Genomic DNA, 25,388 nt, shown 5'->3' with positions numbered 1-25,388 from the left:
TGAAAGCCGCCGCCTTGTCCTCGTTCGGACCCCCAGAGGTGCTGCGCACCGTCGAGCTGGACGAGCCCGATGCTCAAGCAGGGCAGGTACGTGTCCAGATCAAGGTGGCCGGGGTCCAGCCCTTCGACTGCGGCGTCCGCGAAGGACGCTTCCCCCGCACGCTCGTGGGCGACTTCCCGATCGTGCCGGGTAACGAGTTCGCCGGCACGATCGACCGGGTCGGTGCGGGCGTCACGGGATTTTCGGTCGGCGACGCCGTCCTCGGCTTCAGCACGCTCGGCGGCTACGCGGAATGGATCGCGGTACCGTACGACCAGGTCGCGCCGAAGCCGGCCGACATGCCGTGGCAGATCGCCGGCGGGTTTTCCGGGGCCGCACAGGGTGCCCGCAACGCCCTCAATCAGATGCGCGTGACCAACGGCGATGTCGTCCTGATCAACGGCGCGTCCGGCGGGCTGGGGACGATGGCGGTCCAACTCGCGAAGGCGATGGGGGCGAGCACCGTGATCGGCACCGCCAGCCAGGCCAACCATGACTACCTGCGATCCCTTGGTGCGGTCCCGGTTGCCTACGGGCCCGGGCTCGTGGAACGGCTTCGCGCCATCGCCCCGAACGGCGTCGACGCCGCTCTTGGTTCCGAGGTCGACGGGCTCCGCGCGGCACTCGAAGTCGCCCACGACCCGGAACGCGTGGTGACCATGGTCTTCTCCGACGAGATCGCTGCCCTCGGCATCCGCGACTGGACCGGTGTCCGCAGCGCCGAAGGTCTCACCGAGATGCTCTCCTACCACGAGAAGGGCCAGATCTCCGTGCACATCAGAGCGGAATACACCCTCGACGACGCCGCGGAGGCACAGCGCGACGTCGGCAGCGGGCACAGCCGCGGCAAGGTCGTGATCAACATCAGCTGAGGAAGGTGCGCTCTTCGCCGACTCCCGGACGCGTGTGGAGCTGTGGCGAGCACCATGGCTGGCCGGCCGGCCCACATCGGTTGTTGGCAACACCGCCGCGCCCGCCGCCAGACACCCGCAAGAACCTCTTCGACCTACGACGCACCACAGTCGTCCACACCCTCCACGTCATCGCCCGTCATCAGACGGCTCCGGACAGGAACCCGCCCCCTGATGCCCGCCGAGCAGCGCCAACCCCAGGGCCGCCAGCAGCCCGCAGCAGCGCACCAGCGGCACCTCCGAACCTGGCCGCCAGCCGCGCCGCGGTCATCATGATGGAGAACGCGGCGTACCTGGCCGCGGCGAACTCCGGCGCAGCGGCTCGATGCGGTCCGCTGCGAGGGTTCCGCTACCGGAGACGGCTGGTTCCGCTGCCGGTGCCAACCTGCCCGTGCGCGGGGAGGTCAGCCGGCTATGGGCTGGGTGGTCTGGTAGATGGTGGTGAGCCAGATGTTGAGCAGGACGTCGATCACGTCGGACTCGGGCACCGCGGGCTCGTCGCCGGTGAAGGTGGAGTAGAGCACCCGGTCGTTCATCAGGTTGAGTGCGATGGCGAGATCGCGGGCTCGTGGCCCGGGTGGTGCGGCACCGCGGGCGCGCTCGGCCTCGATGGCCTGCGAGATGCGGGTGACCCACCTCTCCGCCCGGTCGGCACGCCAGCGATGGATCTCGGCGTTGGTGTGCTGAACCTGAACGGTGGCGGTCAGCACCGCGCGGTGCGCGCTGAAGGTCGTGTAGGTCGCTTCGAGGCACTCACGCCAGTAGCGCACCGGATCTTCGCTGAGCCGCTCGCTCGGGCCGACCACGGCCTGGTCCAACTTCTGGATGACGCGGTCGAGCAGGGTGAGCAGCACCGAGTCCTTGGACCGGAAATAGAAGTAAAAGGTCGGGCGGGAGATCCCCGCGCCGCGCGCGAGGTCGTCGATCGAGATCTCGCTCAGCGCGTGCTGCTCGAGCAGCTTCTCCGCAGTGGACAGGATGGCCAGCTCTCGATCGTCGCCCGTGGGCCGGGAAGGCCGGCGACCACGGCTCGCGCGCGGCTTCGCGGTGCTGTCGAGCGTCATGCGCCTCACCCTAGCGGACCCGGCAGCAGGCTATCGACATATAGTCGACGTACTCGACACAATGTTGACACAATCGACATGGCGTCGATACTTTCAGTGCCGTACACGCGGCCACCGGCGGCTGAAGGGCGAGAGCCATGACACTCGAACACGTTGACGTGCTGATCGTGGGGGCGGGCCTGTCCGGCATCGGCGCCGCCTGCCATCTGCAAAAGAAGCGCCCAGGCAGGACGTACGCCATTCTCGAAGCCCGCGCGGCAATCGGCGGCACGTGGGACCTGTTCCGCTACCCCGGCATCCGCTCCGACTCCGACATGTTCACCCTGGGTTACCGGTTCAGCCCTTGGCCCAAGGCCAAGGGCATCGCCGACGGCGCGTCGATCCGCGAATACGTGTGGCGCACCGCGCGAGAGCACGGCGTCGCCGGCAAGATCCGGTTCCACCACCGCGTCACCCGGGCCGAATGGTCTACGGCCAAGGCATGCTGGACGGTCCAGGCCGAACGCCTCGACACCGGCGAGACCGTACGGCTGACCTGCGGATTTCTCTTCGCCAACACCGGCTACTACCGCTACGACCAGGGTTTCGCACCCGAGTTCCCGGGCGCCGGGCGTTTCACCGGACCCGTCGTGCATCCCCAGCACTGGCCGCAGGATCTCGACTACACAGGCAGGCGCGTCGTGATCATCGGCAGCGGCGCCACGGCCGTGACGCTTGTTCCCGCGATGGCGCACGCGGCCGAGCACGTCACGATGGTGCAGCGCTCACCGGGCTACGTCGTGTCGGCGCCGTCCACGGACCCGGTCGCCGACGTGCTGCTCGGCATGTTACCCGCAAAGGCCGCCGCATCGATCGTGCGGTGGAAGAACGTGCTGACGGGCCTGCTGTTCTATCAGTTGAGCCGGCGACGGCCCCGGCTGGTGAAGCGGTTGCTGCTCAAGCGCGTCCGTGGTCAGTTGCCGCTGGGCTACGACGCAGACCTCCACTTCGGGCCGCGCTACGACCCGTGGGACCAGCGGCTGTGCGTCGTGCCGGACGGCGATCTGTTCAAGGCCCTGCACGAGGGGAGCGCGTCGATCGTGACCGACAGAGTCGACACGTTCACCGAGAACGGGATCCAGCTCGCGTCCGGAAGGGAGCTACCGGCCGACGTCGTCATCACGGCCACCGGCCTGAACCTGATGTTCGCCGGCGGGATGACGCTGAGTGTCGACGGCGCGGCCGTCGAGATCGGCGCGACGACGACCTACAAGGGCATGATGCTCTCCGGTGTCCCGAACTTCGCGTTCACCATCGGCTACACCAACGCGTCCTGGACGCTCAAAGCCGACCTCGTTTCCGGTTACGTCTGCCGGCTGCTCAATCACATGGACAAGCGGGGCTACCGATTCTGCGCGCCGATCACGTCCGTGCCGCCGACCGAACCATTCATAGGCCTCAAGTCCGGATACGTCACGCGCGGCATCGACGCGTTACCCAAGCAGGGGCCCGCGGCACCGTGGCGGCTGCATCAGAACTACCTGCGGGATGTGCTGCTGATGCGCCACGGATCGCTGGAAGACGGCGCCATGCGATTCTCTCGGTCGGTGTCCGCCCTCAAAGCGCCTGTCGCCTGACGCGCGACGAAGCCCCGACCTTGACGGCTTCCGTCTCCCGTCTGGGGCGAAGCCGTCGCCCTGGCGGCTCGCGCACCCCGCCAGGGCAAGCCGTCGCCTTGATGGCTCCCGCGCCTCGCCACTTCTGAAGCACACCCTGGCACGTGAAGCACAACCCCGGCCCGCCGAAGAACAGGAGCACGAGAAATGACCTTGCACCTTCCCGCGATGGAGAACGACGGCGATGGCGGCAGCAGATTGAGCTCGGTGACACTTGAACAACACGAGACCGACCTGGGTCCCGGTGTGCCGCCCATGCTGTCCACCACCCCTACCGAAGTGGTCTCGCTGCAGTTCATCGATCTTCTCGCCGACATCACCATTCCGGCGCATCCGGCGCCTGCCCGCCAGTTCGTCGTCGTCTTGCGCGGAGTGATCGAGGCCGAGGACACCAGCGGGCAGACGCGGCGGCTCGGCCCCGGCGACACCGCCTTCGCCGCGGACATCAAGGGAGGCCACATCACCCGCATCGTCCAGCCCCCGGCACGCTTGTTGTTCGCCGTGCTCCCCGACGACGCACCCGACCCGGCCTGACAAACTTCCCGGTGCGGCGGTGCCGTATACCTGCTCAAGTCGACCTCGGCGCACGCGGCATGGTGCAGGAGGGCACCGGCATGACCAAAGTGCCCGCCGGCCTGTTCGCCTCCGCCAGAGCGGAGTGTTCCCGTGGCCAACGCGTCGCTGTGCTCCGCCGGTGATGTCCTCCTGGAAGGCATACGGTCCAGCACCTATCGGGCTGACCGCTGTCGGCGCCACCAGCACGCGTGCTGGTGGCAACGGCCTGGTGATTGACGGCTGAGGCGACTCCGCCAACGGCACCAATGCCCGGCAGGCAGCGTGGAACGGCCGCGACAACCAGCAGTGGCGCCTCAACGGCACGGGCAACAGCCGCCACTAGATCACTAACCGGAGCACCGACACCTCACTGGACGGCATGGGCAGCAGCACCGCCGGCTCCACCCTGGCCAAGCGGACACCGAACACAGCACCGACAACCAGTGGACGATCACTGGCATTTGACATCCTCCACCCGCGGGCGACCCGACCTTAGGAACCGAACCCGGTGAAGCCCTCGGCGGCCGGGTCGGTGGCCGGCATGGCGGCCAGGATGGCCTCGGTCCGCGCGGTGATGAGGCCGAGGCCGGCGCGGTCGGTGAGGACGTACGGCCGGTCGGCTTTGATGGCCTCGACGACAAGCTCGCCCACGGCGTCCGGGGCGACGCCGTACCTGCTCAACGTAGCCTCGATCGCGGGGGCCAATTCGTCGGCGCGGGCCCGAGTCCGTTCGAGTGCGGGCCCCGTACCCGGTTGGGCGGCCACCAGGTCCCGCCCCGTCCGCGCCACGTTGGTGGTGACGCCGCCGGGGCACAGGGCCGTGACGCCGATCGGGTGGCCGCCCGCTTCGAGCTGCGCCCTCAGCGACTCCGACAGGCCGACCACGGCGAACTTGGACGCGGTGTACATCGGCCCGACCCCGGCCCCGATCAGGCCCGCGGCAGAGGCTGTGTTGACGATGTGACCGGGCGCGCCCCGGTCGAGCATGCGCGGCAGGAACGTCTGGACGCCGTTGACGACGCCGCCCAGGTTGATGCCGAGGGCGAGATCCCACAGCTCGTACGCCAGGTCGGCCAATCGCTCCGAGAAGGCGACGCCGGCGTTGTTGCACACCACCGAGACCGGCCCCAGCCGCTCCTCCGCAGCGTCGGCGGCCCGGGTGTAGCCGGCGCGGTCGCGCACGTCAAGGCGGAAGGTCGCAACCTCGGTGAGCGCGGACAGCTCGGCGGCGGCCAAGGCCAGCGCGGTGTCGTCGATGTCGGTCAGGGCCAGTTTCGAGCCCTTGCGCGCCAGGGCGCGGGCGATGCCGAGCCCGATACCCTGGGCCGCGCCGGTGATGAACGCCGTGGCTCCTGCGAGGTTCTTCATAGGCCCACACCGTAACCCGCAAACTTAGAGATTGTCTAAACTTATTGTTCATATAAGATCGGTCCATGGTGGTGGGGCTGCGGGAGCAGCGCAAACAACGCACGCGCCGCGCGCTGGCCGAGGCGGCGCTGCGGCTGTTCGACGCGCAGGGGTATGACGCGACCACGGTGGCGGAAATCGCCGCCGCGGCCGAGCTCTCGCCGGCGACGTTCTTCAACTACTTCCCGAGCAAGGAGGAGGTGGTCTTCGCCGACCGCCTGGTCAACGCCGGCGTGCTGGCGCGGGCCCTGGAAGAGCGCGCCCCGGGAGAGCCGCCCGCCGAGGTGCTGCTGCGGGCCGTCGGTCAGGCGCTGGAGTCGCCGGCGTGGAGCGTGACGCCAGGCGGAGACCTGGTGCCCGTCCGCGCCCGCCTGATCGCCTCGGTGCCCGTGCTGCGCGCCCGCGCCCTGCTGGAGATCGCCGCCCTGCAGGCGGAGTGGAGCGCGGCGCTGGTCGCCGCCTACCCTGACGACCTCGACGGGACCGGCGCCGACATCCTGACCGGCGCGCTGATCGGCGCCGTCATCGCGGTCGCCGGCCAGGCCCTGCGCGCGGGCGCGACCGGCGAGCCCCTCCCCGACCTGGTTCTCCGCGCGGCCGCCGCGGTCCTGGCGGCCCGCCCGTCCTAGGGAGTGTCCCGTGGATTATTGAGCCTTTTCCAACCTGATGATGCAGGTCAGTAGCGGTAGGGGGCGGGCGGGATAAGACGACGCCTCCGGTTCGCTGCCTCATCACACCATGGCCCCATCTGGCCGAGCTGATCAAGCGCCGCGGTCAGTCTTCTTCGTGGGCCGGCCCGTCCGGCATCGTCACCGATGGTCGCCTGCTTCCGTTCGTACGATGAGCAGATCTCTGCATGGCGCCAGGAACCTCTCGAGATACCAGCCGAGATCATCGAACTCCGGCATGCGGGCGATGGTGCGGTATTCCAGCAGGGGGATCACGGAGACCGACGCCCTTTCCTCGTGGAACAGCACGTTCGCGCAGGTCTCCCCGTCGGGCAGCGTGCTGGTCATGCCTACCGCCTCCCCGGCCTCATAGGAGGTGCGCATGTCGCGCTTCGCCTTGGCCAGACCGTCCTACGGCAGGTGCTTCCGGTCGTAGCCGGTCATATACCAGATGGCGTCTTCTTCGCGGAGCAATTCCCAACCCGCCCGGGCGAGCCGATCGAGGATTTCCACGAAGTCGATGTCGTGTTTGAACTCTAGGCCGATGGTGACGTCGCGGCTCATATCTCTTCGGTCCGGAGCGGTGGAAGGTGACGCTCCTGGCGAGCGATCCCGCGGCGGATCGCTGAGCCTTCCAGCTGGATGGCGCAGGTCAGTAGCGTAGGCGCTGGGGGGAATCGGCGTTGAGGCCTCTCCAACCTGAGCGCCGGGTCGCACACGGGGTTGAACAAGTCGTCGAACCTGTGGCCAGGATCGGCCGCCGCCCAACGGTGAAGCTTGGTCTGCATCTCCGATACCCGCCGTCGCGGCCCCACGGGGACCTGATCCGGCCAGGCGTCCCCATCCGGGGGCGCGTCTTTCGGTGTTGCAGCATCCATCCCTTCTCGTCGGCCTCGTGCACCTCCTGGCGGCCCCGGGATAACGGACAGTAGGAGCGGAGCGCCTTGTACGGCGCCGGCGCACCCACGCCCGGTGCGCCGCCGGCGGCGGTCGAGGGGCCGTCTGCGGCGCCGGCCCTGTCGTACTGGCCGGCCAGCGCGGCCGCCGTCAGCCCGGCTCCGATGACGAAACGCCGGCGTGTGCAACCTTGATCCATTAAGTCCTCCCCCGGCTCGATACGGCGCCCCGGCTGCTTGTCGATCACGCCCCCGGAACTGATCAAGATCCGATGCCGGTATCCCGCCTCCTCCCGGCCGAGCCCGCCCGCCACACCGAAAACATGTGGGCGGCGGTCGCTGCGGCCGCCGCGCCCACGCCGGCGACCGCCGCCACCGGGCTCGCGGCGACGGTCAGACCGAGCGCGAGAGCCGAGGCGGGCGCCCAGGTCCACGTGGGCACCTGGCGCGGCGCGCGGCCACGGCGCCGCCGGGCGGCCTCGGCCGCGAACGGCACGATGAGGGCGGGCAGCACCGCGGCCAGCAGCGAGAGCCAGGCGACCATCAGCCGGTCCACACGCAGCAACGCCAGCGCCAGACCGGGCAGCGCGATCGCGAGGATCGCGCACCGGTGCGATACCCGGCCGAATCTGCGGACGGCGAGCGCACCTGAGTGCATCGTCGTCAGCGTGGGCGCCACCACGGAAGCCGCCACGAACAGGTTGGCGGCGGGCAGCCCGTCCGGGCCGGCGAGCACGGCGACGACGTCGGTGGAGCCGCTGGCCGCCGCGAGCCCGGCGCCCACCACGCTTGCGGCGAGCGCCGCACCGACCAGCAGGACCACACACCATGCGAGATCGCGCCGCCGGCCGAGGCCGACGGTGAAGTCCGGTGCCCGTACAGCGAACACCGCCACATACCCGAGGTAGACGGCCACATCCGCCGCGAACCGGCCGCCGCCCTCGTATCCGGTCGTGAGCACGGGCTCCGGCGGCGGCAGCCGGACGGCCACGATGGCGATCAGCGCGATCGCGCTGATCGTGGCCGTTACCGCCACCGCGTTCCACCGGCCGGCGCCGACCAGCAGGATGCTCGTGACCGGTACGCCCAGCAGCAGGACACCCAGGGGGTCAGGCAGCCCGAGCAAGGCGGCCACCGCTCCGCCGCCGAGCCCGACGTTGAAGCCGAACCAGCCGATCATCGCCATCGCGAGCAGCGCGGTAACGCCGTGGTCGGCCGTGCGCGGCAGGTAGCGCGGGGTGAGCTCCGACAGCGTCGCGTCCTCGCCGAGCGGCGCGCGCAGCCCCAGCCGTCCCTGCACGGCGAGCAGCAGGGCCATCACCATCCCGCCGGCCGCGAGCACCTGCACCGGCAGGTGCCCGTCGTGCCGCCCGCCGATCTGCGCCCCGAGCACGAGCGCGCCGGGGGCAGCGCCGAGGCCGAGCCAGGCGCCGGCCGAGTCGCGCCATGTCCGCGGTGGTGTGCCCATGGCCGGGGTCGTCCCGGGTCTGGTCACTCGGCGCCTGGCGCGGCGCCGAGCAGGCGGCGGATCCGCGTCGTGGCGCTGGAGAACTCCTCCAGCCCCATGGTCTCGGCGTAGTCCCGTTCGGCAGGCAGCGCGACGTCGATGATCTCGGTGACGGTGCCGGGCCGGGCGCTCATCACGACCACCCGGTTCGCCAGGTAGACGGCCTCGGCGATCGAGTGGGTGACCAGCAGCACGGTCGTGCCGGTCTCGCGCCAGATCCGGTTCAGCTCGATGTTCATCTGCTCGCGGGTCAGCGCGTCGAGCGCTCCGAAGGGCTCGTCCATGAGCAGGACCGGAGGCCGGTGCAGCAGCGCGCGGCACAGCGCCACGCGCTGCTGCATGCCACCCGACAGCTCGTGGGGGTAGGCGTCCTCGAAGCCGCGCAGGCCGGTCATGTCGATGAGCTCGTCCGCGCGCTTGCGCGCCGCCGCACCCGGCATATGCCGCATCTCCGCCTGGAGCAAAATATTGCGCCGGGCGCTGCGCCATTCCAGCAGCGCGGCGCGCTGGAAGACATAGCCGATGTCGCGGCGCGGGCCGGTGACCGCGTCGCCGTGCAGCCGTACGGCGCCGGACGAGGGCTTGAGCAGCCCGGCCACGAGCTTGAGCAGGGTCGACTTACCGCAGCCGGAGGGCCCGACGATCGCCACGAACTCGCCCGTCGCGACGCTCAGCGAGATCTGCCGCAGCGCCAGCACGTCCTTCTTCCTGGTACGGAAGCGGACGGCCACGTCGTCGACGTCCACCGCGGCCGCGTCCCCGCCGCCTTCGGCAAGGGCGACGGTCTGCTCTACCTCCTCGGTCATCGTCAGCCCTTCATCGCCGCGCCGGCGTCCCAGTAGTCCGCGGGCGGCTTGGGGTCGGGGATCACGCCCGCCTGGGCGAAGACGTCGATGGTCTCCTGCCAGTCGGCCTCGGTGTTGACGCCGGGCGCCTTGCCCTGGGTGGCATCGGTGCGCAGGAGCGTCAGCGTGGTGTTGAACTGGTCGGTGAGCACCTTCGCCGGCGGCAACTGCTCCGAGGCGCCCTGCATGCTGTCGACCGCCTGCTGTGGGCTCCGCTCCGCCGCCGCCCATGCCTCACTGGTCGCCGTCACCATCCGCTTGGCCAGGTCGGGATCGCTCTGCAACACGCGCTCGCCGGCGATGAGACCGTTGGAGTAGAAGTTCAGGCCGAGCTCGGAGAAGCGCAGGTACGACACCGGCTTGCCGGCCTTGTCCTGCATGGTCGGACCCTGGTCGCTGGCATACCCGAGCAGCGCGTCGACCTGGCCGGACATCACCGCGGCGATCTTGCCGGCGGGGTCGGTGTTCTGGACCCGGACGTCGGTCTCCTTCATCCCGTTCTTCTGCAGGAACGCCGGGAAGGTCTTCGAGAGCGCGTCGCCCGCGGTGCCGGCGATCAGCTTGCCCTTGAGGTCCGCCGGGGTCTTGATGTTCTTCTCCGTGAAGAACTGCACGGACGCCGGTGTGATCTGCAGGAAGACCCCGAGGCTCTTGACGGGGATGCCCTGGCCCACGCCGGCGAGCAGGGCCGGAGTGTCGGCCCAGCCGAAGTCGGTCTGGCCCGCACCGGTGGCCTGCACGGTCTTCTGCGAGCCCTGACCCGCCTGGATCTGCAGGTCGATGCCGTGCTTTTCGTAGATGCCCTGTTCCTTCCCGTAGTAGAAGGGCGCGTGTTCTCCGTACGGGTACCAGTTGAGCGTCAGCGTGACGCGGTCGAGCTCCTTGCCCGACGCGCTCGTGGTCTTCTCGGAGCCTCCTCCGCCGCATGCCGCGGTGAGCACGAGCAGGGGAACGAGGCCGGCGGCGAGGGTGCGGAGTTTCATGGTGGGGCGCTCCTCGGTCGGGGTAGGAGGCGGTGGTCAGTAGGTGGTGGTGACGGCGTCGCCCCGGCGGCTGGCGTGCCACGGGAGCAGGAGCTTTTCGGCGATCTCCACGAGCAGGAAGAGGACCACGCCGATGAGCGACATGACGATCAGCCCGGCGAACAGCATCGGGGTGTCGAGGTTGCCGTTCGCCTGCAGGATCACGAATCCGAGACCCTCGTTCGCGCCGACGAACTCGCCGACGACGGCTCCGGTGACGGCCAGCGTGACCGCCACCTTCAGGCCGGAGAACAGGTGCGGCAGTGACGCCGGGAAGCGGATCTTCACGAAGGTCTGCAGCGGCCCGGCGCCCATGGTCGCCGACAGCTGCACCATTTCGGGGTCGACCGACTTCAGGCCGGTGACCATCGAGATGACCACAGGGAAGAAGGCGATCAGCACGGCCACCACGATCTTCGGCGCGATGCCGAAGCCCAGCCAGACGATGAACAGCGGAGCGATCGCGATCTTGGGGACCACCTGAGCGAACAGCAGCACCGGGTAGAGGGTCTTCTCGACGGTGGACGAGTACACCATGATCACCGCGGCGAGGACGCCGACGGCGACGGCGATCGCGAATCCCAGGAGCGTCTCGTAGGTGGTCACCCAGCCGTGGTGCCAGATGTAACCGGCCTTGTCCCGCATCACCTGCAGGGTCGAGCCCGGTGACGGCACGAGATACGGCTCCACCAGGCGAGCCGCCGAGACCACCCACCAGACGGCGAAACAGGCCACGAGCAGCGCGAGCGGCCGCCACGACCGCGCGAGCGTTTCGAGGGCGCGGTCGGCGATGCCCGGCCGGGCTCGTTCGGCCACGCCGGCGACCGTGGCCGCGGAGGCCGCCGGCACCGTAGGTGTCCTGCCGTGCTCCACGATGACCTCCTCTGCCGTCGGAAAACCGTCCCTTCGCCACCGGGGGCGGCTGGAAAGCGGTTTCTGAAAGCGCTTTCTGATAACGTAAAGATCACATCGAATGAGGTCAATAGCCGCACCGTTGTCTCGAAGCGTGCCACTGCCTTGATCGGGGGTACATGGTGAGCGAGCGCGCAGCACCGGCCCACGTGACTCTCGAGGTCGTCGCCCGCTACGCCGGCGTCTCCCCCGCGACGGCCTCGCGCGTGCTCAACGGGACCACCAGGGTCCGCGACGAGCTGAGGGAGCGGGTGCTGGCCGCCGCGGACCTGCTGGGCTATATCCCGAACGCCCACGCGCAGGCGCTCGCCAGCGCCTCGAGCCAGGTCGTCGGGGTCATCTGCCACGACGTCAGCGACCCCTACTTCGCGGCGATCGCCAGCGGCGTCATGCGGGCCGCCTCCGAGCGGGGACTGCTGATGATGCTGGCCAGCACCTTCCGTGACCCCTCCCGCGAGATCGCCTACGTCTCCACGCTCCGGGCCCAGCAGGCCCGCGCGATCCTGCTGATCAGCTCCGGTTTCCAGGACCGGGCGTGGGAGCGCGCGATGAGCGCCGAACTGGACCCGTACCTGCGCGGCGGCGGCCGGGTGGCGGTCGTGAGCCGGCATCGCACCCTGCGGGTCGACACGGTGCTGCCGGAGAACCGCGCGGGCGGGGCGGCGCTCGCCCGCGCCCTGCTCGACCTCGGGCACCGCGACTTCGCCGTGCTGACCGGGCCGCGGGCGCTCACCACCGTGTCGGACCGGCTTGGCGGCTTCCGCGACGCCCTGGCGCGGGCGGGCGTCGACCTCGCCCCCGACCAGATCGTCGAGGGGGCCTTCACCCGGGACGGCGGGTATGACGCGTGCTCCGGCCTGCTCCAGCGGGGGCTCCGGGCGACCTGTGTCTTCGCCATCACCGACGTGATGGCGATCGGCGCCCTCGCGGCCCTGCGCGACCACGGGCTGCGCGTCCCCGAGGACGTGTCGCTCGCCGGCTTCGACGACATCCCCATCGTGCGCGACCTCAGCCCCCCGCTCACGACCGTGGCGCTGCCCCTCGCCGAGATGGGCGAGGCGGTCATGGCCCTCGCGCTGCGGGAACCGCCGCACCGGCGCTCGCGCGTCGCGCGTTTCGGCGGCGAGGTGGTGCTGCGCGCCAGCACCGCCCCACCCTGATTCCCGAGAGTTTGGAGCACCGTATGAGCCGGCTGACCGACCTGACCATCGACCGGGTCGAGACCTTCGCCGTCGCGCTGCCCACCCGCCGTTCGTTCGGCGTCTCGGGCGGCGCGGTCACGGTGGCGGGCCGGCCCAGCGTCCGCGTGCTGGTGAAGGTCAGCGCCGACGGCGTGCACGGTTGGGGCGAGGCGACGCCGATCCCCGCGTGGACGTACGAGACGGCCGAGTCGATCGTCACCACCATCGACCGTTATCTCGCCCCCGCGGTGCTGGGCATGCCCGCGTGGGATCTCGACGGCGTCGACGCCGCCTTCGACCGTGCGATCAACCGCGGCTTCACGATCGGCGCGCCCCTGGCGAAGAGCGCGGTCGACACGGCGCTGCACGACCTGCTGGGCCGGGCCGCGGGCGTGCCGCTCGGGGTGCTGTGGGGCCGGCGCCGCACCGAGACGGTCGAACTGGGCTGGATCGTCTCCGGCCAGTCGCCGGCCGAGGTGGGCGACTGCGTCGCCGAGGGCCGCGAGCAGGGCTACCGTGCGTTCAAGGTGAAGATCGGGCTGCACGACGAGGACACCGACGTCGCCGTCGCCGCCGCGGTACGCGAGCACGCGCCCGGCGCGCCGCTGTGGGTCGACGCCAACCAGGGCTATACGGCGCCGGCCGCGCTGCGGGTGGCCCGCCGGCTGGAGCCGCTCGGCGTCACCGCGCTGGAGCAGCCGCTGCCCGCCAACGACGTGGCCGGGCTGCGCCGGCTGCGCGACTCCTCCCCCGTTCCCGTGGCGCTCGACGAGAGCCTGCGCCACCCGAGTGACCTGGCCACGTTCGTCCGCCTCGAGGCCGTGGACATCGCGATCGCCAAGGTGCAGCGGAGCGGCGGTCTGACCCTGTCGCGGCGACTGTGCGCGCTCGCCGAGGACAGCGGGGTGCAGCTCATGGGCTCCGGCCTCACCGACTCGGACCTGGGGCTGGCCGCGTCGCTCCACCTGTTCGCCGCCTTCGGGATCGACACGCCGGTCGACCTCAACGGCCGGCAGTTCATCGAGTCCCCGTACGCCGGCCCCACCGTCCGGATCGAGGACGGCATCGCCCACGTGCCCGACGGCCCGGGGCTCGGCGTCGAGGTCGACGAGACGGTCGTGCGCGAACTCGCCGTCGACGTCCTGGCGGCCCGCCCCCAGTGACCGGCTCGTGGCGTGCCAGGCTTCCGGCACGCCACGACCCGGGCGTCAGTACCGCAGGGCGGCCAGATGGGCGTAGCTGTTGCGGGCGGTCAGGAACGGGTCGGCCGGTGCGTCGTGCTCGACCAGCCACTGCTTGACGCCGCCCCTGCGCGCGTATCGGAACATCCCCGCGAAGTCGAGGACGCCGGAACCCACGTCGGCGAAGTCGCCGTTGGGTGCCATGTCCTTGACATGCAGGGCGGGGAAGCGGCGCGGGTGCTCCCGGAAGTAGCTCGCCGGATCACCGCCGCCCTTGGCCGCCCAGTAGAGGTCGAACTCGAAGCCGACGAGCGCCGGATCGGTCTCGCTCACCAGGATGTCGTAGAGCAACTCTCCCTCCACGACCCTGTGGTCGGGTTCGTGGTTGTGGAAGAGCAGCTTGAGCCCGGCGCTGCGGGCGGTCAGCCCTGCCTCGTTGAACCGCCGTGCGGCCTCCCGGTATCCGGCCGGGTTGTGCATCGATGACGGCAGGCTCGGGATGACGATCCACTTGCCCCCGAGCGTGCGTACGTCGTCGATGGCCTGCTCCCAGCGCCCGCTCGTGATGGCGTCGTAGCCGACGTGCTCGAGCACCGCCTTGAGGCCGGTCCTGTCGAGCATGCCGCGGATCTGGGCGGCGTCGTATCCGTGGCGTCCGCTGACCCCGACGGTGGCGTAACCGATGGCGGCCAGTTGCTCGAGCGTGCCCTCGAAATCCTGCGCGAGCGGTCCTCGCATGGTGTACAGGTGCATGCCGATACCGCTCGGCGGGATACGCCGCTTGGCGTGTTCCGCACCGGCGAGGTCGTCGGCACGAGCCGGCGCCGCCGCGCCGCCGACCACGGTGACCGCCGCTGTGGCGCCCAGCGCGCCGCCGAGAAACGAACGCCGGCTGATGCCGCTCCCGGGCCAGCCGATTCGAGTCGGGTCGTTCATGGCTTCAACTCCTGTGTGAGCGTGTGAGAAGTCGTGAGCGGGTGAGGGCGGGGTGGCCGGGTCGTCGCTCCCGGCCACCGTCCTCGCCGGGCGTTTCAGCCGACCGTGATCTCGACCGAGCCGGTCGTCGTGTCACCCTTGTCGTCGGTGACGGTCAGATGCGCGGTGTAGGTCCCCTTCCTGGCATAGGTGTGGGAGGCGGTGGCGGCACCGTCCGCCGCGGTGTTGTCGCCGAAGTTCCAGTGCCAGCTCACGGCGGTCCTTCCGCTCGGCAACTTCGCCTGGCCCTGGAGGGACACGGCCAGCGGAGCCGGGCCGTCGGCCGGAGCGGCCGTCACGGCCACCTCCCCGCCAGGGCGCTTCTCGACGCCCTTGCCGTTGAAGTGCAGCCAGTCGAGGGCGAGCAGGTCGGGCTGGGCCGACGACCAGCCGGGGTTGGTGAACACCGCGTAGAGGCGTACGGTCTCCCCTGCTGCAAGATCCGTGTCGGTGAGGTCGATCGTCGGCGAGATCACGTTGCCCCAGCCACCGGTGTTCGGCACCGTCGCCTTGCCGAGCAGCGGCCCGTCGGGTGAGCCGGCCCGGAGTTCGACGTCCCCGCCGAGCCCTCCCGAGGCCACGCCGAGGGTCACCGAGTCGATCCCCTTGAGGTGGACGGGGTCGAAGGTGATCCAGTCGCCGTGCTCGATCTCGGTGAGCCGCTTACCCGCCGAGGCGTCCGCACGGTCGGCGATCTGGACGCCGTCGCTCGCGCCGCCGGTCGTGGTGAAGTGCTCGGCCTCCCGGAACTTCGGCCGCAGCGTCAGCGACGCTGATCCGACGAGGCTCGGCGCCTCCGCGGCTCCCTCGTCCTCGTACTGCGCGCTGATCGCGTAATAGAGGTTCTGTCCCGGGCCGTGGCTCTCGCCCGGGTCGGTCACGATCTCGCCCTCGCAGCCGGTGTAGTTGTCCAGCGGATGCAGGTGGCTGTCGTGGCCGAGCTGCGACTGCACGACCACCCGGCCGCAGTCGACGCGCCCGTCCTCGGCGTCCTTGACCTTGACCGTGAACGTGATGGTGTCGCCGAAGTCGAACATGCCGCCGTCCGGCGGCGCCTGGATCCGCACCTCGGGCCGGCTGTTGCCGACCGTGATGTCGTGCACGGCGACGCCGGTGAGGCCCTCCGGGCCTTCGACGGTCAGCCGGGCGGTGAAGCGGCCCTTCGCGGTGTAGGTGTGGGTCGGTTCGGCCTCCGTGGAGTCGGTGGTGCCGTCGCCGTCGAAGTCCCACGCGTACGTGAGGGGCACGTCCTCGGGCGACTCCGAGCCTTCGCTGGAGAACGTCACCGTCAGCGGCGCGGGACCCGAGTCCGGGGTGGCGGAGAGCTTCGCGACCGGCGGACGGCCGCCCGCCACGTAGTCGATCCGGTAGATGCCCGCGCCTTCGTTGCTGCCGCCGCGCCCGGTGCCGCTGCCCTCGCCGAAGTCGATGACGTAGAGGGAGCCGTCCGGCCCGAAGTCGGCTTCGAACGGCTGGATCCACGACATGTCGGGGAAGATCGTGTTGATCGACTGCAGGTCGCCCGCGCGCGCGGGGGCGAAGCGCGGGTCGGTGAAGGTCTGATCCTCACGCTGGATGGACAGGGTCTTGAACCACCTGCGGGTGAGTTCGTAGGCGAACCACTTGCCCTCGAAGTACTCGGGGAACTTGGTCTTGCTCGGGTTGTCCGGGTCGTAGTCGTACACCGGACCGCTCATCGGGCCGCCGCCCCCGGTGCCGACCTCGGGGAACTCCGCCGAGGCGGAGTAGGCGTACCACACGAGCGCGGGCTGTACGGGCGGCAGCTCGCGCAGCCCCGTGTTGTTGGGCGAGTCGTTGACCGGGGCCGCGCAGTCGAACGTCGCGCCGGAGGTCCCCGTTGCGAAGTCGTAGTCGTTGAACGGCGTGTTGTTCCCGATGCAGTAGGGCCAGCCGAAGTTGCCGGCCTTGGTGATGCGGTTGAACTCGACCGTGCCCTCGGGGCCCCGGTTCGGAGCGGCCTGGCGCGCGTCCGGGCCGTAGTCGGCGACGAGCAGCGCGCCGCTGAGCGGATCGGTGGTGATCCGGAACGGATTGCGCATGCCCATCGCGTAGATCTCGGGCCGGGTCCTGTCGGTGCCGGGCGCGAAGAGGTTGCCTTCGGGGATGTCGTAGGTGCCGTCGTCCTGCGGGGTGATGCGAAGGATCTTGCCGCGCAGGTCGTTGGTGTTGCCGGCGGTGCCCTGGGCGTCCCAGGCGCGGCGTCCTTCGCGTTCGTCGATCGGGGCGAAGCCGTCGGAGGCGAAGGGGTCGGTGTTGTCACCGGTCGCCGCGTAGAGGTTCCCCTTGGTGTCGAAGGTGAGCGAACCGGCCATGTGGACGTTGGCCCGGCCTTCACCGCGCCACGTCGGAATGGTCAGCAGCACCTTCTGCGTCGCGGGGTCCACCGTGTTCCCGGACACGGTGAACCGGGAGAGGTTGAGCCGGTTCTCCACCTTGTCGGAATGCAGGAGGTACAGCCAGTTGTTCTCCGCGAACTTCGGGTCCAGGGCCAGCCCGAGCAGGCCGTCCGACTGACTGGTCATCTCCGGGGAGTAGTCGAAGTCCAGCGCGGTGGTGACCCGCAGGGAGTCCTGGTCGATCACCTTCAGCTCGCCGGTGCGCTGGGCGTAGAAGACCCGCCGGTCCGGCGCGACCGCGAGCTCGAACGGGTCGGCGAGGTCCTCGGTCACGAGCGGCACCCGCTGGAAGTTGCCGGTCTCGGTCGCCGAGCAGTCGCCGGGCGCCGCCCCCGCGGCCCACTCGATGCCGCCGAGCAGGTGCTTCAGGAACGCCGGCTCGGAGTACGCGTCGGATGCGTGGCCCAGGGCGGTGTACCACGAACGGCCGCCTTCGTAGTTCTGGCACCACGAACTCGGGTGGTCGACGCCCTCGTCCAGGCCGTTGATCCCGTCACGCACCTTGATCTGGGTGAGCGTGTGGACCTTTCCTGTGGGGTTGGCCCGCCAGTTGTACCACTCCTCGGTGCGTTCCCAGAGGTCCGGCAGGTCCTTGGTCGAAGGGTGGGCATGGTCGAGCACCTTGACCCGGCCGACCTGGATCGCCGGGTGCTGGTCGAAGATCGCGCCGACCAGACCCTCGTACCATGGCCAGTCGCGCTCACTGGCCGACGCGGCGTGCAGCCCGACCCAGCCGCCGCCATCGCGCACGAACTTCTGCAGCGCGGCGCGCTGGTCGGCGTTCAGCAGGTCGCCCGACTCCGGGGTGGAGTTGGTGTTGTTGAACACGATGGCCTGGAAGCGAGCGAGGTTGTCGCCGGTGAAGGCGCCCGCGTCGTCGGTGGCTTCGACCTCGAAGTCGTGGTCGGCCCCGAGCTTCTCGATCGCGGCGATGCCGGCGGGGATCGAGTCGTGGTGGAAGTTCGTGACCTTGGAGAAGACCAGCACGCGGAACCGCGCGGCCGCGGCCTGGGCGGGCGTCACCTGCCCCAGCACGAGGGCGAGGACGAGCAGGACGGCGGTGAACACGGAGGGGGATTTCCGGACAGGGCGTCTCATGGCGCTCCCGATGGATGGGGGGCTCTCGGGGGAGAATCTGATCAGAAAGCGCTTTCCAGGCCATCAAAGTAAACTTTTCCGGCAAACCGGTCAATGGCGCCTTGCCGTCCGGATGCGCGGGACCGGCCGCTCTGGAGTCTGTTTGAGAAGTAGATCAAATGGGTGATCCACTCCCGTACGGGAGCCTCGATGAAGGCGTGCGCCACCTGTCGGCGAAGCGGCTCGCGGCGCGGTCGGCATCAGGCAAGGTGCGCACCGGTCCTTCGCCCGATTTCACACCCATCACCCCTGGACCGGGCCGCCACGGGAAGCCGGCGCCCGCGACCCACACAACAGAGGCGATGAGCGCGGCGATCGAGGCGACCAGCACGATCAGCGGCAGCCGGCGGCCACGAAGTCCGCTCACCGGGGCCTCGGGCGGTGGGCGGCAAGGCGTTCGCGGGCCTCGCTACAGGTATCCGTGTCGATCTCGCCGGAGGCGTACAGTACTGAGCATTTTCATCTTGAGTAGCGGCCTTCTTCTGCCCCGGTCTACGCCTCCGCTTGGAGGAGTAGATCATCCAAGCGGAGGCGTAGGCCGGGGCAGCACGATGAACTCCCTCCTGCCGCAGTCAGGCGCCCATGATGCCGGGGAGGCGGGCCTGGTAGTTGAGGACGCCTACCCAAGTGGGGCGGAGGGCGATGCGGGCCATCCTCGTTTCGGGGTGATCGGCTTGGGCGACGTAGCCGGCCCCGCCTTCCTCTCCCAGGAAACGGTGCGCCGCCTGAGCCTGCTCGGGCACCATGCCGTCGACTTCGGTGATGGAGACGCGACCGCGCAACAGGAGCACGTCCGGGGGCTGGGGCTCGGTGTCGATGGTGATCGCGACGTCGGGGTTGGCACGCAGGGCACGCAGCCGCCGGGCCGGGCGGGTGATCCCCATGGGGGGGCACTTGACGTACGTCGCCATGACGAGTTCCTCGTCCACCCAGACGTACCAGGTCGACATCACTCTAGGTGTCCCGTCGGTCGCCACGTACGCGAGACGTGCGGGAATCGTCGAGTGCAGCAGGCGCTGCGCGATGTCCGTTTCCAGCAATCGCACGTCACCCTGCGGGAAGTTCAGCATGGTCATTTCCTTCCTTGTCCGAAGGTGTTGACACAGGACCACCCGGAAGCTCATCGGCCCTCAAGGGGAGACATGAGTCACAGCTCAGGATCAGCATCCCGCCGAGGATGCTTTGCCGGTGAAGATCGATCTCTAAGGGAGGCGAAGGGCGTTGCGGGGCGATGATGGACCCATACTGCTGGAGCATGGCGGTCCGAGTTCGAGGAGATCGGCCGACGACTCGGCGAGCATTGCCCCCGCCCACCTTGGCGAGGCAGCGAAGGGACTCCCGCACGAGCCCCTCCCCGCGCAGTTGCGCGAGCTGGGAATGACGCCCTGAGCCGCCCCCGGCGCGAGCTTCGGTCCGCGGTGATGGCCGACGCGGCGCGTCCGGGTGCATGAGCCGGCCGCGCCCGCTTCGAAGGCCGCTGACCCTCAGCCATCTCGATAGAACCGATCTAAAATGAGTTACCCCTTTTACTGGACAATCCCCGCACGCTATGGCCAGCAGTCGAGCAAATAGTCAGTGGCCGGAGAGATACATGATGAGAATTGAGATGTCTATCTCGTTGCGCGAAGCGGCATTCCATGCCCTTGCCAGTGGAGTCGACCTGCCGCCGACCCCGCTGACCTGGGGTGGACCGTTTTGGACGGCAAAACGAGTGCGCAACTTCGGCCAGTGAACGTGACCGTTTCGGCTTTTCCGGCGAATGCGGGCGACGCGTGTGGGGACAAGCGTTTGCGACAGGCCGTTAAAGTCAACTCCATGGAATGGAATTTTCGGGCGGCCGAAGACCTCGCAGCTGCATTGCGTGCCGGTGAAGTGAGCTCGGTGGAACTGACCGACGAGGCGATCGCCCGTATCGAGCGGGACGACAAGGTGATCAACGCTATTTGCGTGCCGGACTTCGACCGTGCGCGGGCCGCCGCGCGCGGTGCCGACCAGGCCCGCGCGCGTGGTGAGGACCGGCCGCTGCTCGGCATTCCGGTGACGGTCAAGGAGTCGTACAACATCGCCGGGCTGCCGACGACCTGGGGCATGCCGCCGCACCGGAAATATGTGCCGGCTGAGGACGCGGTACAGGTGTCGCGACTCAAGGCCGCGGGCGCGGTGGTGCTCGGCAAGACCAATGTGCCGTTGGGGCTGCAAGATATCCAGAGCTTCAACGAGATCTACGGCACCACCAACAACCCGTGGGATCACGGTCGCACGCCGGGCGGATCCTCCGGCGGGTCGGCGGCGGCCCTGGCGTCCGGGTTCGGCGCGCTGTCCATCGGCTCCGACATCGCCGGCTCGCTGCGCACCCCCGCGCATTTCTGCGGCGTCTACGCGCACAAGCCGACGCTCGGACTGGCGGCCAACCGCGGTATGGTCCCGCCGTCCGAGCCGGCATTGCCGGTCGACCTCGACCTCGCCGTCGTCGGTCCGATGGCGCGCACCGCCCGCGACCTCACGCTCCTGCTCGACGTCATGGCCGGACCGGACCCGCTGACGCTCGGGGTGGCGCACCGTTCGGCACTGCCGCCCGCCCGCCACGAGCGGCTCTGCGATTTCCGGGTCTTGGTCCTCGACGAGCATCCGCTCATTCCGACCGGGTCCGCCGTGCGGGCGGGCGTGAACCGGGTGGCCGCCGCGCTCCTCGACGGCGGCGCCCGCGTCGGACGGCACAGTCCGCTGCTGCCCGATCTGACCGAAGCCGCGACGCTCTACATGCAGTTGCTGATTTCGGGCTCCGTTGCGCGTTTTCCCATCGAACCGCACGAGCAGCTGCGGACCCGCGCCGCCGGACTGAGCGCGGACGACCAGAGTCTTGACGCCGTGCGGCTGCGCGCCATGCTGTTCAGCCACCGCGACTGGATTGAGGCGAACAACCGCCGCGAGGTCCACCGCCACGGCTGGCGGCAGCTGTTCGCCGAGTTCGACGCCGTGGTGTGCCCGATCACGCCGACGCCCGCGTTCCCGCACGACCACGACCCCAATCCGTTGGAACGGCGCATCGACATCGACGGCGTCGAGTACCCGTACTTCGACCAGCTCGTCTGGGCCGGCCTGGCCACCATGCCCGGCCTGCCCGCCACCGCCGTACCAGCGGGTCGGTCCCCCGAGGGTCTGCCGGTGGGAGTGCAGCTCATCGGTCCGATGTTCGAGGACCGCACCCCGCTGCGGCTGGCCGAACTGCTCGAGCAGAAGATCGGCGGCTTCCACGCACCGAAATAGAGCATATTGCCGGGTATCCGTCGAGGACGAGGTACGGATCAGTCTCCTCCCGGCACAGGAAATCCACGGTGCCGGCCATCCGGCGCAGGCACCCCCTCGATGATGCCGCCATCGTGCCCCGCGCCGACCATCGGCAGCGGACGGGCTAGGTGAGGGGTGAGATCGCGTCGGCGCGCTGGCACCACGGCGCGCTGGGCATCTTCGTCGCCCACGATCCGGAAGGCATGCTGGTGCGTGGCCTGGTTCGTCGTCAGCCCGAGCGAATCCGTGTGATCACGAGCGTTGGCAGCGCTCTGTGATTCGGACTAATCGGATTCTGGTGATCCCTGGGGCGGGACCTGTCGCGGATCCGTACCTTCCGTATTCCGCCTCTCGCGTATCTGGTCTGCCGGGATGTGCAAAACGTCCAGGAACGCGGCGGCGGCCGGTGAGGTGCGCAGGCGGCTCCAGATCAGGTGCTCCACCCGGGTGGGTGGATCACGGAGCTCGACGACGTGCACATCGCGGAGTTCGGGTGCGAAGGCGGCGGGCATCATGCCGATGCCCAGACCCAGCCGGACCAGCCGCGCCAGGAGGTCCGCGTTCGTTATCTCGAAGGCGACCTCACGGCTGACGCCGGCAGCGGCGAACGCCTCGTCCGACTGAGCGCGCGCGGCCGTACCGGCGGGAAAGTCCACGAACACCTCGCTCGACAGCCGGCGCAGATCCACGTCGGCCGCGTCAGCCAGCGGGTGGCCGGGCGCCACCACCGCGACCAGCTCACCCTGCGCCAGGGCGCGCCCTCGGACGCCCTTCGGCTGTACGTCCGGCGGCAGCCCGAGGAACGCGATGTCCAGCGTGCTCTGCCGTACCTGTTCGGCCAGTTCGTCGCTCGAACCCACGCGCAGAGTGATCCGCACCTGCGGATGGCGCACGTGAAAGCTTTTCAGCGCGCCCGGCAGGTCGACCGCCGTGACGGTGGGGATGGTGCCGATGGCGAGCCGGCCGCGAAGCTCCCCCGAGGCCGCCGCCACCTCGGCACGCGCCCGTTCGGCGGCGTCGAGAGCCTGCCGGGCAGCGGGCAGGAACGCTTCGCCGGCGGGGGTGAGTCTGACCCGGCGGCTGGTGCGGTCGAAGAGCCGGGCACCGAGTTCTCGTTCCAACCGGGCGATCTGGTGGCTCAGTGCGGACTGGACGACCCGGCAACGTTCGGCGGCACGGGTGAAGTTCGCCGTCTCCGCCACGGCGACCACATAGCGCATCTGCTGTAGCTCCACGTATTCATCTTGAATCACGATCGCTGGCGTGACAAACATGCATTGGACTCATTGATCGTCGATGGCCGAGGCTAGGGGCATGACGAACGCGGCCGGATCAGGCGCTCCGCGCCTCACGACACACCACAAGGCCGCCGAGGCACCAGACGGTGGCGCGCCGCTGAGCCGCGGGCTGCTGCTCCTGATGTCCGCGGCGACGGGGCTTTCGGTGGCGAACAACTACTTTGCCCAGCCACTGCTGGACCTGCTCGGCCGGGAACTACAGCTCAGCACCACGATGGCCGGAATGATCGTGACGGCCGCGCAAGTCGGTTACGGGCTGGGGCTCATCCTGCTCGTGCCGCTCGGTGACCTGGTGGAACGCCGCAGGCTCGCTGTCATGCTGTACGCGGCCACCGCGGTGTTCCTGCTGGTCTCGGCGACCGCGCCCAACGGAGCACTGCTGCTGGCCGGAACCGTGCTCACCGCATTGACCTCGGTGGCGGCCCAGGTCGTGGTGCCGTACGCCGCTACGCTCGCGGCACCGGCGCAGCGTGGCCGAGTGATCGGCACGGTGACGAGCGGGCTGATGCTGGGCGCGTTGTTGTCCCGTACGGTCGCGGGAGGGCTCGCCGAACTCGGTGGCTGGCGGACGGTCTACTGGGTGAGCGCGATCCTCATCGCCGGAGTGACAGTGCTGCTGTGGCGCTTTCTACCGCCCCTGCACACCCCGATCGGGCTGTCGTACCCGGCGCTGTTGCGCTCAACGATCGCGCTGTTCCGCCATGAGCCCGTGTTGCGGTGGCGGGCCGGCATCGCCGCCCTGTCGCTCGCATCGTTCAACGTGCTGTGGACGTCCGTGACCTTCCTGCTCGCCGGCCCGGAGTACGGCTGGTCCGAGGGGGCGATCGGGCTGCTCGGGCTGGTGGGTGCGGTGGGCACGGTGGCAACGACGGTGGCCGGCCGGCTGGCCGACCGCGGCTACGTGCAACGGGTCACCGGGATCGGCAGCGCCGCGCTTGCCGCGTCCTGGCTGCTGATCGGCGCGGGCGAGAGCTCGCTTGGGTGGCTCCTCGGCGGGGTGATCGTCCTCAACATGGCGCACCAGGCCGTGCTCAACAGCAACCAGAACGTCATCTACGCACTACGCCCGGAGGTCCGCAACCGGCTGAACTCCGCGCTGATGACGGCCTTCTTCGCCGGCGGTGCCGCAGGCTCGGCACTGGCCGCGGTGGCGTGGGTGCGTGGCGGCTGGACGGCAGTGAGCGTCCTGGGGGGCGTGCTGGCCTGCGGGATGTTCGTGCTGTGGGCGCTGGAACGGCGAGGTGTCCGAGGGAGCTGAGAACGACGCGTGTCACCGCGGTCGGAAACGTGGGCAGCCGAGTGGTTGAGGCACTGTCGCGCAGCCACGAGGTCACCGGGCTGGTGCGTCATCCGGCTCACTCCGCGTGACCCGCCTGCGTCCGACCGCTCGCGGGGCTGCCCCTGATCGGCTCAAGCATGCCCCCACCCCCCGCCGGCTTCCGCCGGAACCGGCTTCACCATGACATCCACGAAAGGAACTCGCAGTGTCGAACAAGAGGACCGTCCTGGTCACGGGCGCGACTGGCGGCCAGGGCGGCGCCGTTGCCCGCAGGCTGCTCGACGACGGCTGGGCGGTGCGCGCCCTCGTCCGTGACCCGGACAAGCAGGGAGCCAAGGAGCTCAAGGCGCTCGGCGCGGAACTGGTCACCGGTGACCTCGACGGCCCCGAGTCGCTGCGCGCGGCAGCGCGGGGCGTGCACGGCGTCTTCAGCGTGCAGCCCGTCGACTTGACCGACCCGAACCCCGCGATCGAGGTGCGGCAGGGCAGGAACGTCGCCGACGCGGCCGAAGCCGCGGGCGTCACGCACCTGGTCTACAGCTCCGTCGGCGCCGCCGGGCGCAAGTCCGGCGTCGCGCACTTCGAGACCAAGGCGGAGATCGAGGCGCACATCGATGCCATCGGCGTGCCCGCGACCGTGCTGCGGCCGGTGTTCTTCATGGAGAACTGGCTGTACATGGTGCCGGAGGCGGAGAACGGCGAGCGGGTTGGTTCGATCGCGCTGGACGCCGACACCTCGCTGCAGATGATCGCGCTCGTCGACATCGGCCGGATCGCCGCGGACGCGTTCGACAAGCCGGCCGAGTTCATCGGCAAGAAGATAGAGATCGCCGGCGACGAGCTGAGCATGCGGCAGATCGCCGAGGTGTTCACCAAGGCCGACGGCATTCCGACCCGCTTCGAGCGGCAGCCGATCGAGGAACTGCGGGCCGAGGCGGAGGAGATGGCGAACATGTTCGACTGGTTGAACGGGAAGGGGTACCAGGCCAATATCGCCGCGCTCCGCGAGCGGTACCCGGAGATGCTCACCCTGGAGGCGTGGCTGGGCAGGATCCGGTAGGAGATCGGAGATTGGCCCGAACAAACGGTCGACCAGGCGATGAGCTCGCTACGGCCATCGCCTGAGCCCTGTAACGCTCGGTCTTCGACGA

Annotated in this window: 22 protein-coding genes; 10 read left to right on the top strand and 12 right to left on the bottom strand. The window is 69.6% G+C overall.

Going from position 1 to position 25,388, the window contains the following annotated elements; genetic code table 11:
• The first annotated feature begins 38 nt into the window (after nucleotides 1-38).
• Nucleotides 39-911, top strand: coding sequence for an NADP-dependent oxidoreductase (locus E1286_RS51150; protein ID WP_281282619.1), 873 nt, complete (start codon nucleotides 39-41; stop codon nucleotides 909-911).
• Between the two features lie 443 nt (nucleotides 912-1,354).
• Here E1286_RS51150 and E1286_RS04455 read toward each other — a convergent pair whose 3' ends face one another.
• Complete coding sequence (locus E1286_RS04455) at nucleotides 1,355-2,014, bottom strand: TetR/AcrR family transcriptional regulator (protein WP_132608993.1); 660 nt, start codon at nucleotides 2,012-2,014, stop codon at nucleotides 1,355-1,357.
• Nucleotides 2,015-2,172: 158 nt separating this feature from the next.
• On the opposite strand from E1286_RS04455, the gene E1286_RS04450 reads away from it, so the two are divergent.
• Together E1286_RS04450 and E1286_RS04445 are read left to right on the top strand one after the other, a co-directional pair.
• On the top strand, nucleotides 2,173-3,630 hold the full coding sequence (locus E1286_RS04450; RefSeq protein ID WP_281282618.1) for a flavin-containing monooxygenase: 1,458 nt from the start codon (nucleotides 2,173-2,175) through the stop codon (nucleotides 3,628-3,630).
• A gap of 207 nt (nucleotides 3,631-3,837) precedes the next feature.
• Complete coding sequence (locus E1286_RS04445; RefSeq protein ID WP_132608991.1) at nucleotides 3,838-4,203, top strand: cupin domain-containing protein; 366 nt, start codon at nucleotides 3,838-3,840, stop codon at nucleotides 4,201-4,203.
• 513 nt (nucleotides 4,204-4,716) lie between these two features.
• Here the strand turns inward: E1286_RS04445 and E1286_RS04440 are convergent.
• Complete coding sequence (locus E1286_RS04440) at nucleotides 4,717-5,592, bottom strand: SDR family NAD(P)-dependent oxidoreductase (RefSeq protein ID WP_132608990.1); 876 nt, start codon at nucleotides 5,590-5,592, stop codon at nucleotides 4,717-4,719.
• 65 nt (nucleotides 5,593-5,657) lie between these two features.
• On the opposite strand from E1286_RS04440, the gene E1286_RS04435 reads away from it, so the two are divergent.
• Nucleotides 5,658-6,260 (top strand): TetR family transcriptional regulator, encoded by a 603-nt coding sequence (locus E1286_RS04435; protein WP_132608989.1) that lies wholly within the window; start codon nucleotides 5,658-5,660, stop codon nucleotides 6,258-6,260.
• A gap of 180 nt (nucleotides 6,261-6,440) precedes the next feature.
• Here the strand turns inward: E1286_RS04435 and E1286_RS04430 are convergent, their stop codons facing one another.
• The 6 genes from E1286_RS04430 to E1286_RS04405 form a co-directional block, all read right to left on the bottom strand.
• Nucleotides 6,441-6,647 (bottom strand): hypothetical protein, encoded by a 207-nt coding sequence (locus tag E1286_RS04430; RefSeq protein ID WP_132608988.1) that lies wholly within the window; start codon nucleotides 6,645-6,647, stop codon nucleotides 6,441-6,443.
• Between the two features lie 63 nt (nucleotides 6,648-6,710).
• Nucleotides 6,711-6,863, bottom strand: a complete 153-nt coding sequence (locus E1286_RS47520) for a hypothetical protein (protein WP_165969563.1) — start codon at nucleotides 6,861-6,863, stop codon at nucleotides 6,711-6,713.
• Nucleotides 6,864-7,457: 594 nt separating this feature from the next.
• The gene (locus tag E1286_RS04420) at nucleotides 7,458-8,663 is read right to left on the bottom strand and encodes an SLC5/6 family protein (protein ID WP_132608987.1); all 1,206 of its coding nucleotides are present in this window, start codon (nucleotides 8,661-8,663) and stop codon (nucleotides 7,458-7,460) included.
• Nucleotides 8,664-8,686: 23 nt separating this feature from the next.
• Nucleotides 8,687-9,508 carry an ABC transporter ATP-binding protein gene (locus E1286_RS04415; RefSeq protein ID WP_132608986.1) on the bottom strand — a complete coding sequence of 274 codons (822 nt, stop codon included), beginning with the start codon at nucleotides 9,506-9,508 and terminating at the stop codon, nucleotides 8,687-8,689.
• A gap of 2 nt (nucleotides 9,509-9,510) precedes the next feature.
• A complete protein-coding gene (locus tag E1286_RS04410; protein WP_132608985.1) occupies nucleotides 9,511-10,530 on the bottom strand; it encodes an ABC transporter substrate-binding protein in 1,020 nt (339 codons plus the stop codon).
• 36 nt (nucleotides 10,531-10,566) lie between these two features.
• Entirely contained in the window at nucleotides 10,567-11,442 is an 876-nt protein-coding gene (locus E1286_RS04405; protein WP_246074437.1) for an ABC transporter permease, read from the bottom strand.
• 188 nt (nucleotides 11,443-11,630) lie between these two features.
• Between E1286_RS04405 and E1286_RS04400 the strand changes: the two genes are divergently transcribed.
• Nucleotides 11,631-12,641, top strand: a complete 1,011-nt coding sequence (locus tag E1286_RS04400; protein WP_132608984.1) for a LacI family DNA-binding transcriptional regulator — start codon at nucleotides 11,631-11,633, stop codon at nucleotides 12,639-12,641.
• A gap of 23 nt (nucleotides 12,642-12,664) precedes the next feature.
• A complete protein-coding gene (locus E1286_RS04395; RefSeq protein WP_132608983.1) occupies nucleotides 12,665-13,825 on the top strand; it encodes a mandelate racemase/muconate lactonizing enzyme family protein in 1,161 nt (386 codons plus the stop codon).
• 45 nt (nucleotides 13,826-13,870) lie between these two features.
• Here E1286_RS04395 and E1286_RS04390 read toward each other — a convergent pair whose 3' ends face one another.
• The 3 genes from E1286_RS04390 to E1286_RS04380 all read right to left on the bottom strand — a co-directional run bounded on the left by E1286_RS04390 (nucleotide 13,871) and on the right by E1286_RS04380 (nucleotide 19,442).
• The gene (locus E1286_RS04390) at nucleotides 13,871-14,779 is read right to left on the bottom strand and encodes a sugar phosphate isomerase/epimerase family protein (RefSeq protein ID WP_132608982.1); all 909 of its coding nucleotides are present in this window, start codon (nucleotides 14,777-14,779) and stop codon (nucleotides 13,871-13,873) included.
• A 95-nt stretch (nucleotides 14,780-14,874) separates the two neighbouring features.
• Nucleotides 14,875-18,333 (bottom strand): ThuA domain-containing protein, encoded by a 3,459-nt coding sequence (locus E1286_RS04385; RefSeq protein ID WP_132608981.1) that lies wholly within the window; start codon nucleotides 18,331-18,333, stop codon nucleotides 14,875-14,877.
• A gap of 611 nt (nucleotides 18,334-18,944) precedes the next feature.
• Nucleotides 18,945-19,442 carry a pyridoxamine 5'-phosphate oxidase family protein gene (locus E1286_RS04380; protein ID WP_132609057.1) on the bottom strand — a complete coding sequence of 166 codons (498 nt, stop codon included), beginning with the start codon at nucleotides 19,440-19,442 and terminating at the stop codon, nucleotides 18,945-18,947.
• A 658-nt stretch (nucleotides 19,443-20,100) separates the two neighbouring features.
• On the opposite strand from E1286_RS04380, the gene E1286_RS04375 reads away from it, so the two are divergent.
• Nucleotides 20,101-21,639 carry an amidase gene (locus E1286_RS04375; RefSeq protein ID WP_223189538.1) on the top strand — a complete coding sequence of 513 codons (1,539 nt, stop codon included), beginning with the start codon at nucleotides 20,101-20,103 and terminating at the stop codon, nucleotides 21,637-21,639.
• 149 nt (nucleotides 21,640-21,788) lie between these two features.
• The gene (locus E1286_RS47515; RefSeq protein ID WP_165969560.1) at nucleotides 21,789-21,938 is read left to right on the top strand and encodes a hypothetical protein; all 150 of its coding nucleotides are present in this window, start codon (nucleotides 21,789-21,791) and stop codon (nucleotides 21,936-21,938) included.
• Between the two features lie 6 nt (nucleotides 21,939-21,944).
• Here E1286_RS47515 and E1286_RS04370 read toward each other — a convergent pair whose 3' ends face one another.
• Complete coding sequence (locus tag E1286_RS04370; RefSeq protein WP_187368115.1) at nucleotides 21,945-22,934, bottom strand: LysR family transcriptional regulator; 990 nt, start codon at nucleotides 22,932-22,934, stop codon at nucleotides 21,945-21,947.
• Between the two features lie 40 nt (nucleotides 22,935-22,974).
• On the opposite strand from E1286_RS04370, the gene E1286_RS04365 reads away from it, so the two are divergent.
• A complete protein-coding gene (locus E1286_RS04365; RefSeq protein WP_132608980.1) occupies nucleotides 22,975-24,216 on the top strand; it encodes an MFS transporter in 1,242 nt (413 codons plus the stop codon).
• Nucleotides 24,217-24,442: 226 nt separating this feature from the next.
• Entirely contained in the window at nucleotides 24,443-25,297 is an 855-nt protein-coding gene (locus tag E1286_RS04360; protein WP_132608979.1) for an NmrA/HSCARG family protein, read from the top strand.
• Nucleotides 25,298-25,388: the final 91 nt, after the last annotated feature.

The organism is Nonomuraea terrae (genome assembly GCF_004348995.1).
Taxonomy (GTDB): Bacteria; Actinomycetota; Actinomycetes; order Streptosporangiales; family Streptosporangiaceae; genus Nonomuraea; species Nonomuraea terrae.
Note: the sequence above shows the minus strand (reverse complement) of the source record. Positions and strands in the feature narration are given on the sequence as shown.

What these genes read in the sequence shown, in the direction of transcription:
- E1286_RS47520 (WP_165969563.1), bottom strand. Translation starts at nt 6,863, where the DNA reads ATGAGCCGCGACGTCACCATCGGCCTAGAGTTCAAACACGACATCGAC.
- E1286_RS04395 (WP_132608983.1), top strand. Translation starts at nt 12,665, where the DNA reads ATGAGCCGGCTGACCGACCTGACCATCGACCGGGTCGAGACCTTCGCC.
- E1286_RS04415 (WP_132608986.1), bottom strand. Translation starts at nt 9,508, where the DNA reads ATGACCGAGGAGGTAGAGCAGACCGTCGCCCTTGCCGAAGGCGGCGGG.
- E1286_RS04445 (WP_132608991.1), top strand. Translation starts at nt 3,838, where the DNA reads ATGGAGAACGACGGCGATGGCGGCAGCAGATTGAGCTCGGTGACACTT.
- E1286_RS04420 (WP_132608987.1), bottom strand. Translation starts at nt 8,663, where the DNA reads ATGGGCACACCACCGCGGACATGGCGCGACTCGGCCGGCGCCTGGCTC.
- E1286_RS04385 (WP_132608981.1), bottom strand. Translation starts at nt 18,333, where the DNA reads ATGAGACGCCCTGTCCGGAAATCCCCCTCCGTGTTCACCGCCGTCCTG.
- E1286_RS04380 (WP_132609057.1), bottom strand. Translation starts at nt 19,442, where the DNA reads ATGCTGAACTTCCCGCAGGGTGACGTGCGATTGCTGGAAACGGACATC.
- E1286_RS04430 (WP_132608988.1), bottom strand. Translation starts at nt 6,647, where the DNA reads ATGACCAGCACGCTGCCCGACGGGGAGACCTGCGCGAACGTGCTGTTC.
- E1286_RS04410 (WP_132608985.1), bottom strand. Translation starts at nt 10,530, where the DNA reads ATGAAACTCCGCACCCTCGCCGCCGGCCTCGTTCCCCTGCTCGTGCTC.
- E1286_RS04440 (WP_132608990.1), bottom strand. Translation starts at nt 5,592, where the DNA reads ATGAAGAACCTCGCAGGAGCCACGGCGTTCATCACCGGCGCGGCCCAG.
- E1286_RS04455 (WP_132608993.1), bottom strand. Translation starts at nt 2,014, where the DNA reads ATGACGCTCGACAGCACCGCGAAGCCGCGCGCGAGCCGTGGTCGCCGG.
- E1286_RS04370 (WP_187368115.1), bottom strand. Translation starts at nt 22,934, where the DNA reads ATGTTTGTCACGCCAGCGATCGTGATTCAAGATGAATACGTGGAGCTA.
- E1286_RS04390 (WP_132608982.1), bottom strand. Translation starts at nt 14,779, where the DNA reads ATGAACGACCCGACTCGAATCGGCTGGCCCGGGAGCGGCATCAGCCGG.
- E1286_RS04435 (WP_132608989.1), top strand. Translation starts at nt 5,658, where the DNA reads ATGGTGGTGGGGCTGCGGGAGCAGCGCAAACAACGCACGCGCCGCGCG.
- E1286_RS04365 (WP_132608980.1), top strand. Translation starts at nt 22,975, where the DNA reads ATGACGAACGCGGCCGGATCAGGCGCTCCGCGCCTCACGACACACCAC.